Source organism: Undibacterium umbellatum (assembly GCF_014284125.1).
Lineage (GTDB): Bacteria > Pseudomonadota > Gammaproteobacteria > Burkholderiales > Burkholderiaceae_D > Undibacterium > Undibacterium umbellatum.
Genome location: NZ_JACOFX010000048.1, coordinates 1 through 3119 on the forward strand (window position 1 = coordinate 1; position 3119 = coordinate 3119).

Sequence of the window (3119 nt, forward strand, 5' to 3'; positions counted from 1 at the left end):
GCTTAATGATCAAGCCATAAACCTCGCCAGATACTCAGGTGAATTAATAAACTGCCCGATCAGCGTCACCGTATCAGTCACTGATTGTGCCAACAGTTGATCAAACACCACCTGATCTGGTGCATGACCCAAGAGGCCGATGTAATCCAGCGTCAGCGATACTTTGGATTGAGAACTCGCCTTGAACTCCGTCGATTCCGTAAAACCCGCCAGCATATCGCCCCTGGAGAGGCCATTGCCCAGTTGCCCCAGCCAGTAAGCCTTGCCTGCTGCGTCTGAACCACGGTGCAGCACATTCTGGTAGACCCTGTCCACAAATGCCGTATTGTCCAATGCCCCGTAAGTCTTCTGGAACTCAGCACTTGCCACGAATGAGCTACTGATCTTGGACAGGTTCATGCCCTCCTTTTGCGCCTGCATCCAGTAAGCGATGCCTTCACGGTCAGGCACACGGTCAAAGGCACCAAAGTACAGGCGTGTGATACCGCCTATGCCACTCTGGAACTCAGCCGACTCCATAAAGGACGCCGCCACCTGCGCCCGGCTCATCTTGCCACTGTCGATTTGCTGTTGCCAGTACTGCACACCTGCCGCATCCGCCTCACGGAACAGCACATCGCGGTACAACTGCATGGCAAACAAGTCAGAACGGTGCAGTACATCATTGTCTTTGACATCGACCTTGGTACCGACTTTTGCTTCTATGGCATCCGGGATGCCATCGCCATCCTTGTCGCCGGGGAGCGAGCTGGTTTTAAAGCCCAAACCACCACTAAAGCTGATCTTGCCATCGACTTTGCCATCACTGTCGTATAAGCCGCCGTCCGTGATGCTGAAATCCACTTTCAGTTTGCCATTCACTTCAGTGATTGTGCTGGCGATGTTGCTCCAGTGACCCGCCTTGTCCTGTACCCAGTAGCCATTCACCGAGCCCAGCTTGTCTGTGTAGAGCGACAGGTTGATCTCTTTACCAGCAGTCACACCATTGACCTGGCTGCTGATCAGGCCATACTGCAGTTGCAAGTCACTGGGGAGATTCGATGGACTGGCCGTCGTGGTGACCTTGCCCAGGGCCAGTGACTGATCAACACTCACGGTCGCATAATGGGTATTGACCAGACTGCCGTTGTTCCATAACAGGGAACCAACGTCTTTTTGTGATTGATCTGCTTTGCCATCACCGTTGCCATCGCCCTTGCCATTACCTATGCCATTGGCCAGCCAGTTTGGTACTGCCGCTTCTATGTTTTGCACTATGCCATCGCCATCGGCGTCAGGATCAGTAACAGGGATGGTATTGTCAGAGGGCTTGGTGCCGGTATTGTTATTGTCGTAATTAACGATGGAATAAGCTTGTTGTTGCGTTGTTCCACTGTTTCCCGCCAAATCGACCACCCTGACCTTGAGGGTGTTGCTGCCAGACAGTAATTGATTCGGTAAATTCCAGCTGGTGCTGCCCGCGGTCGCCAGCGTATTGATCCAGTTGGCACCATTATCCAGTGACACCTGCACGGTTTCCCCCGCCAGCAGACCGGCAGTGAGGCTACCTGAGATGGTCTGATTGCTGATGGTGGTGATGAAGTCAGTAGCGCTGACACCATCATCATTCGACAGACGGACAGAGCCTATGCCCGTTGTCGGCGCGGTATGATCCACCTGATACAACTGCCCGGTAAAGCCGCCATTGAGTGGCAGACTGGACGTATCCACAATGCCTGTGCCACTGCCCTTGAGATTGAGGCCCAGGGTCCCATCACCTGCCAGGCCCGTGATCCTGACGCTATAGGTAGAAGGGTCAAGCTGGGTGACGCTGCTGATGGTACCTGCCGCAGTGCCTGTAGTGGCCAGGGCAAAGGCAGCCGCATTCACACCCGTCACCGCTTCACTGAAGCTCACTTTGTACTCTATCGTACCCAGACTGGTGTTCTCAGGCTGGATACGGGTAATACCGGTAGCAACAGGCGCAACATTATCGCCAACAGCGATAGTAAAACTCTTCTCATAGGCAGCACCCAAGGCATCGGTGGCGCGCACAAAGACACTGTAATTACCCGGTGTCATGCCCACAGGGTTCTTTGCCACCAGGCTATTGCCTGAGATAGTGAACTTGCTATTGTCCTTATCATTCGTGCCATTGCCTGTTACCAGGGTGAACGCTGCCGTATCACCCGGATTAGGATCAACCGCAGTCAGCGTACCAACCGTCGTATTGTCAGCAGAGCCCTGCTGTACAGCCGCATTCGACAGTGTGATATTGGTCGGAGCCGCATTGACACCTGTGGCAATCACGGTGGTGGTGTTATTGAGTACCGCAGAAGCAATACCATCATTGGCACTGATGGTAAACGTCGTGGTTTCTGTGCCACCGACAGCCACCCTGCCAGCCGCAGGCTGGAATACCAGGCCACGGATGGCTGCCTCAACGGCAGCCGGGGTACCGGCTGCATGGGTGTAGGTCAGGCCACCATCAGCAGTCGAGAAACCAGTGGCTGCCAGAGAGGCGGCAGTAAAGGCTCCTTTGGCGGCGGTATCGAGGCTGATGATGATGGTTTCGGAAGCACCTACATCCGGATCGGTGATGGTGACACCGGTGAACGGAGAAACCGTGGTGGTTTCGGTCACAGTCTGGCCAGCGACCACACCACCGATGACGGGAGCGACGTTGTTGCCGGTGACGGTAATGAAATTGCCAAACAGGTCGGCGATGACGACAGCAGTAGCGGCACCGGTATTCCAGTCTTCCAGCATGCCGATGTTGTAGGTGGTGCTGTCGGTGGAAGAATTGCCATCCTTGTTGAGCTTCAGTGCCAGTTGCGCCTTGTCGGTGACACTCATGGTCATGGTGAAGCTGGTGTTGGAGGTGATGTCTATATTCGGGGTATTGGTCAGGGTGTAGTTAATGGCACCCTGGCCCAGGAAGCGGATACGGTTGGCGGTGATGTCGTTATTGGCTCCTGTCAGTGACAGGAAGTTATTGCCCGTGACAACCAGCACGCCCGTGCCGACGTTGTAGGTAGCCGAGGTGACGGTAGGTGCCACCACATTGGTAACGGTAACGCCATTGCCGGTCAGATCAGCAATGACGACAGCGGCATCAGCCCCGGCATTCCAGTCTTCGT

General features: G+C 54.8%; 1 protein-coding gene. It reads right to left on the reverse strand.

The window, feature by feature from the left end; genetic code table 11:
- Nucleotides 1-9: 9 nt before the first annotated feature.
- The coding region (locus tag H8L47_RS29050) for a DUF4214 domain-containing protein (RefSeq protein ID WP_186957320.1) at nt 10-3119 on the reverse strand (3110 nt) is incomplete at its 5' end.